Annotated in this window: 4 protein-coding genes and 1 pseudogene; 1 reads left to right on the top strand and 4 read right to left on the bottom strand. The window is 38.0% G+C overall.

The window, feature by feature from the left end; genetic code table 11:
- Nucleotides 1-341: pseudogene (locus ACJAT0_RS01875) on the top strand (spermidine synthase); the annotation flags it as partial.
- 136 nt (nucleotides 342-477) lie between these two features.
- Here the strand turns inward: ACJAT0_RS01875 and ACJAT0_RS01870 are convergent.
- From ACJAT0_RS01870 to ACJAT0_RS01855, 4 genes are all read right to left on the bottom strand, one after another.
- Nucleotides 478-753 carry a F0F1 ATP synthase subunit epsilon gene (locus ACJAT0_RS01870; protein WP_374002742.1) on the bottom strand — a complete coding sequence of 92 codons (276 nt, stop codon included), beginning with the start codon at nucleotides 751-753 and terminating at the stop codon, nucleotides 478-480.
- Nucleotides 754-819: 66 nt separating this feature from the next.
- Nucleotides 820-2,331 carry a F0F1 ATP synthase subunit beta gene (gene atpD / locus ACJAT0_RS01865; RefSeq protein WP_374002743.1) on the bottom strand — a complete coding sequence of 504 codons (1,512 nt, stop codon included), beginning with the start codon at nucleotides 2,329-2,331 and terminating at the stop codon, nucleotides 820-822.
- 271 nt (nucleotides 2,332-2,602) lie between these two features.
- Complete coding sequence (gene glmS, locus ACJAT0_RS01860) at nucleotides 2,603-4,450, bottom strand: glutamine--fructose-6-phosphate transaminase (isomerizing) (RefSeq protein ID WP_374002744.1); 1,848 nt, start codon at nucleotides 4,448-4,450, stop codon at nucleotides 2,603-2,605.
- Nucleotides 4,451-4,462: 12 nt separating this feature from the next.
- Nucleotides 4,463-6,109, bottom strand: a complete 1,647-nt coding sequence (locus ACJAT0_RS01855) for a DUF4270 domain-containing protein (protein WP_415180283.1) — start codon at nucleotides 6,107-6,109, stop codon at nucleotides 4,463-4,465.
- Nucleotides 6,110-6,112 lie beyond the last annotated feature (3 nt).

The raw sequence follows: 6,112 nt of genomic DNA, 5'->3' as shown, positions 1-6,112 counted from the left end.
TCATAACCCAATCAGGAAGTCCTTATTATGCTACAAAAGCATTTTATTGCGTAAACAAAACATTAGAAGCTGCCTCGTTTTATACCTTACCCTTGCACAACCAAGTGCTCACTTTGGGCGAATGGGGGTGGATTATAGGGAGAAAACAGCCCATACACGAGAATGCACTTTCACAAATTGATTTAGAGAATTTAGAATTAAAATGGCTCAACAAGGAAGCTCTTAACGGTTTAAGATCCTTCGGCAAACCACTTGTAGACACGACTGGAATAGAAGTAAACACAATTTTTACTCCCAAATTATATCTGTATTATAAGGAAGGTAATTGGGATTTATATTGAGTAAAATAAAAAGCTTCTATGTATTGTTTTGTGGTGCTCTCGTTTTTACAAAAGTAGAATTGCCAAAAACTTAACCGCATAAAAAAAGCCTCCATCATAAAGATCAAGGCTTTCTTAATATTCTGAAAAGCAAGAGCTAATCTGCTAGAACAATAGCTTTATTGTCCTTCATTTCTATTACTCCACCAGTAATTGTAAAGTTAGTAGTACCGTCTTCTTTTTTAAATAAAGAAGCTAAAGATTCCTCTAATTGTACACTTCCAAAAATTTTAACATCACCCTTACCAAGTAAAGATACAACGGGTGCGTGATTATCAAGCATTTGAAACTGACCGTTTCTACCGGGTACAGAAACTGATTCTACTTCACCTTTAAAAAGGGTCATCTCTGGAGTAACTATTTCTAAAATCATATGTTTATAGTTATGAGTTATGAGTTCAGAATTTGGAGTGACCGTAATTCTGAACTTTAAACTTGTTTAAGCTTCAGCAAGCATTTTTTCTCCTGCTTCAATTGCTTCTTCAATAGTTCCTTTAAGGTTAAAAGCACTTTCTGGAAGATGATCTAACTCTCCATCCATGATCATATTAAATCCTTTAATAGTATCCTTAATATCAACTAACACACCTTTAAGTCCAGTAAACTGCTCTGCCACAAAAAATGGTTGAGATAGGAAACGTTGCACACGGCGCGCACGACCTACTGCCATTTTATCTTCTTCAGACAATTCTTCCATACCTAAGATGGCGATAATATCTTGAAGTTCTTTGTAGCGTTGTAATAGTTCTTTTACTTTTTGTGCGCAGTCATAGTGCTCTTTTCCTAAGATATCTGACGTAAGGATACGAGAGGTTGAATCTAGTGGATCTACGGCTGGATATATACCTAGCTCTGCAATCTTACGCGATAGTACTGTGGTGGCATCAAGGTGAGCAAAAGTTGTTGCTGGTGCTGGATCAGTTAAATCATCTGCAGGTACGTAAACCGCTTGTACAGATGTAATAGAACCTTTTTTAGTAGAAGTAATTCGTTCCTGCATCGCACCCATTTCTGTCGCAAGCGTAGGTTGATATCCTACTGCAGAGGGCATGCGACCTAAAAGTGCCGATACCTCAGAGCCTGCTTGTGTAAAACGAAAGATATTATCAACGAAGAATAGAACGTCCTTTCCCTGTCCTTCACCAGCCCCATCACGAAAATATTCGGCTATTGTAAGACCTGAAAGTGCCACACGCGCACGTGCTCCAGGCGGCTCATTCATCTGTCCAAATACAAATGTTGCTTTTGACTCTCTCATTCCGGCTTTATCCACCTTCTGAAGATCCCATCCACCTTCTTCCATAGAATGCATGAAATCGTCACCATATTTAATAATTCCGGATTCTAACATCTCCCGTAAAAGGTCATTTCCTTCACGTGTGCGCTCACCAACTCCAGCAAATACTGAAAGTCCTCCGTGACCTTTTGCGATGTTATTAATCAATTCTTGAATCAAAACTGTTTTACCAACCCCTGCACCACCGAAGAGACCAATTTTTCCACCTTTCACATAAGGCTCGATCAGATCGATTACTTTAATACCAGTAAAAAGCACTTCCGTAGAAGTAGAAAGATCTTCAAATGCCGGTGCGTCTCTGTGAATAGAAAGACCGTCTTTTCCTGTTTTAGGAAGATTTCCTAGACCATCAATGGCATCACCGATCACATTAAATAGACGACCGTAAACATCTGCACCTATAGGCATCTTGATAGGGCTACCAGTAGGTTTAACCGCTGTACCACGACTAAGTCCATCTGTAGAATCCATTGAGATAGTTCTTACTGTGCTCTCTCCAATATGAGACTGTACTTCAAGTACTAGTAAAGAACCGTCTTTTCTTATGATTTCTAGTGAATCATAAATTTTAGGAAGTACGCCTTCCGCACTTTCAAATGTTACATCCACCACCGGTCCGATGATCTGTGAAACGCTACCTGTATTTTGAGACATTTATATAATGTTTTAAAACTTAAAAAGATACAGCTTTTTACAGCTGTTTTTCGTCGTGCAAAGATACTGCTTTCCTATTCATAAAATAAGCGTGTTTTTCAATTTTTTTTGTTCCTACATTAGTTTGATGACTGTGTAGTATTTAGAAACCTGATAGCGCTTAACTGTCTATTTATAAGAAAAACCAACTGTTGTTTTATGCTATTTTGGCAATAACAGAAAGAAACCGTTTCAAAATGAAACGGTTTTATATTAATTTACAAACAGTCATCTACTCTACGGTAACACTTTTTGCGAGATTACGAGGTTGATCTACGTTTCTATTCAACTTCACAGCAATGTGGTAAGAAAGCAATTGAAGCGGAATGGTAGTCAACAAAGGCGTCAAGAACTCAGTGGTCTCTGGCACTTCTATAACATGATCTGCCAGTTTCCTTACGTCTACATCTCCTTTAGTAACGATTCCAATAATCTTCCCACTACGGGATTTTATTTCTTGAATGTTACTTACGACTTTCTCGTAGTGACCTTTTTTAGTAGCAATCACTACGACTGGCATTTGCTCATCTATAAGAGCGATTGGACCATGCTTCATTTCAGCGGCTGGATAACCTTCTGCATGAATATAACTGATCTCTTTGAGCTTTAAAGCTCCTTCTAAAGCGACTGGGAAATTAAAACCACGACCTAAATAAAGGCAATTTTTAGAGTCTTTATAAATATCTGCTATTTTCTCAATATGATCATTTGAAGTTAATGCTTCGGCAACCTTTTCTGGTATTGCCTCTAATTCTTTCAAATGAGCGTGAAATTCACTAGTTGATATTTTTCCTTTTTTCTTAGCTAATTGTAAAGCGATCAGGGTAAGAACTGTAATTTGGGTCGTAAACGCTTTTGTAGAGGCAACCCCTATTTCAGGACCTGCATGAGTATAAGCTCCAGCGTGAGCTTCACGAGAAATAGAACTTCCTACCACATTACAAACTCCAAACACAAAAGCTCCATTTTCCTTAGCCAGCTTTATAGCAGCCATCGTATCTGCCGTTTCTCCCGATTGAGAAATAGCTATTACAACATCGTCTTGACCTATAATAGGGTTGCGGTATCTAAATTCTGATGCATATTCTACCTCAACGGGCACACGAGCTAGTTCCTCAAAAACATATTCTGCGACAAGTCCTGCATGCCACGAAGTCCCACAAGCTACAATTAAAATACGCTTGGCATTTACGAATTTATCAATATGGTCATCAATCCCTGCCATTTTAATAATGCCTTGATCTGCCAGCATGCGACCTCTAAAAGTATCTCTAATTGCATCTGGTTGCTCATAGATCTCTTTAAGCATAAAGTGCTCGTAACCGTCCTTTTCTATCTGTTCCAAGTTCATTTGTAACTCTTGTACATAGGGATCTACTAACGAGTCATCATAAATTTTTCTAACTTTAATATCCTTGTGCGTGCGAATCACGGCCATTTCTCCATCTTCCAGATAGATAGCACTTTTAGTAAATTCCAAAAATGGACTTGCATCACTCGCTATAAAAAATTCGTCTTCACCAACACCTATGGCAAGAGGTGATCCTAAACGGGCTACAACTATTTCATTAGGCTTGTTGCGGTCAAATACAGCGATAGCGTAAGCTCCTATAGTTTGATTAAGTGCTATTTGCACTGCTTTACCGAGTTTTACTTTTTCCTTCTTTTTTACGTCTTCTATTAGATTTACTAAAACCTCAGTATCGGTGTCTGACTGAAAGATGTACCCTCTGTTTTTTAACTCTTGCTTTAATGGCTCGTAGTTTTCAATGATCCCATTATGTATGATAACAAGGTCCCCACTATTTGAAAAATGTGGATGAGAATTTACATCATTAGGTACTCCATGAGTTGCCCATCTTGTATGACCTATAGCTATAGTACCTTCTATAGGAATTTCAGCTTCAAGCTTTGATTCTAGGTCCGCTACTTTTCCTTTTGTTTTGCAAAAGTTAAGATTTTTCCCGTCATAGATAGCAATTCCAGCACTATCATAACCTCTGTATTCCAATCTTTTAAGACCGTTTAAAACTATAGGATATGCCTTACGGTGCCCTATGTAACCTACAATTCCACACATAATTAATTTGTATTAGTTCGCCCTTCTTGTTTCAGAATAAAACACCTTTAGTTTGGGCCTTTTATCTAGATCTGAAGAAAGGTTTCCGTGAAGAACGGTTCCTTCATGAGAAATAGCTGAACTAATAGGTATCAGTTCTAGATCAGGATTAGGACTCACTGTATTTGAAACACTGCTATTCCCTATTAACGATACGTTTTGACTCACTACAATAGCTAACCTTGCATTTTCAAGATTACCCTGAACTATATTGTTCAAATGTTGTGTGAGCCTAATTCTATATTTTTCACGAGGCGGATCGGTAGCAAGCGTAGCATCATTATCAATTCTTTCTAACCTTCCTAGGTGATTTAAGTTGCTATTAAGACCCACAGCGTTACCAATCACGTAATCAGAGAGCAGTCTATTGGTATCATAATCATATATTAATATACGTTCTGGATCTTTCGGACCTGCAGAAGTAATAGATCGATTCACGTAAAAGTCTATATATGCATCATTTATCAGCCACTCATTTTCTATAACAGCTGTTAGCGAAGGAGCCTCTCCAACGGCACTACTTGTCGCCTGACCGAAAAGCTCAATCACCGCTAAAGAACCAGAACCCCCTTTCAAATAAACATTTTCGGCTCCGTTAGCTGGATCATCGCTGGATGCTTGAATATCTGTAATAACAGTAGGGTGGAAATCATTTCTGATAAAACCTATTTTATTTCCATTAAAATTGATAGTAACATCGGAGTTTCTTCTTATGAATAAAGTTGATGGGTCGTCGTCCACGTTGTCCGTATCTTCCTCATCAGTATCTTGGCTAATCGTAACCACAATCTTAGCCTGATTTAAATTAAAATGAACAAGATTCCCGACTGATCCAGGGTTTACGACCTTAAAATAAAGACCTCTAAAATAATTCTGAAAGTTGCTGGCGCTGGCCAATTCTGGTCTAGCGACTTTAACAACTTGTCCATCTGAGTTAGTCATGGTAGTAAGCATAATATCTTCCCATCGAGTAAGGTCTTCCAGAGATTTCCTTAATCGAGGTGATAATCGTTTCTCTGTAGTAAGACTCTCATCAACGATCTCTTCCACTGCACTAGGTACAAACGAGTTACTCCCATAAATAAGCTCTCCTTCGTTTAATTCAATTTCATTTTCAAAATTAGAATAATAAATCGCACGTGCCGTCAGGTCTTCATTATCAAAACTATTCAAAAAGTAATTACTCCTACGAACTTCTATTTCTATAGTTGAATTACCGTATACCGAATCCAGTCTGTAATCAGTAATCTCAGCATTATCAGCATTTATACCTGTAGGGGTCGAAAAATAAGGAACCTCCAAAAATACTTGCTCCACTTCAGGATTATCACCAAAATCTGGATTTACAAAAGCTAAATTAACTTGGGTGACAAATTCATAGGTAGATGTTCCATATACTGGATCATCGTAAACCCCAAATGGAAACGAATTAAAATTACTAGTTTGCACAGGATTTATAGGCGCGCTGTAGGTTTTTACATCAAACTCGGTTTCCTGAATAACACCAGCGGGATCTTCTCCTAAAAAGCTGGCTCCAAGAGGAGTTAAATCATTTTCACAGGACACCACTCCTAACATTGCCGCAATTACAATTGCGGTACTACATAACATTTTTCTCATATT

Source organism: Nonlabens sp. (assembly GCF_047636915.1).
In the GTDB taxonomy this organism is placed as follows: domain Bacteria; phylum Bacteroidota; class Bacteroidia; order Flavobacteriales; family Flavobacteriaceae; genus Nonlabens.
The sequence above is the reverse complement of the archived record's forward strand: the minus strand, read 5'-3'. Positions and strand labels throughout refer to the sequence as shown.

Coding starts and splice junctions, on each gene's coding strand:
- ACJAT0_RS01870 (WP_374002742.1), bottom strand. CDS start 753: ATGATTTTAGAAATAGTTACTCCAGAGATGACCCTTTTTAAAGGTGAA.
- atpD (WP_374002743.1), bottom strand. CDS start 2,331: ATGTCTCAAAATACAGGTAGCGTTTCACAGATCATCGGACCGGTGGTG.
- glmS (WP_374002744.1), bottom strand. CDS start 4,450: ATGTGTGGAATTGTAGGTTACATAGGGCACCGTAAGGCATATCCTATA.
- ACJAT0_RS01855 (WP_415180283.1), bottom strand. CDS start 6,109: ATGAGAAAAATGTTATGTAGTACCGCAATTGTAATTGCGGCAATGTTA.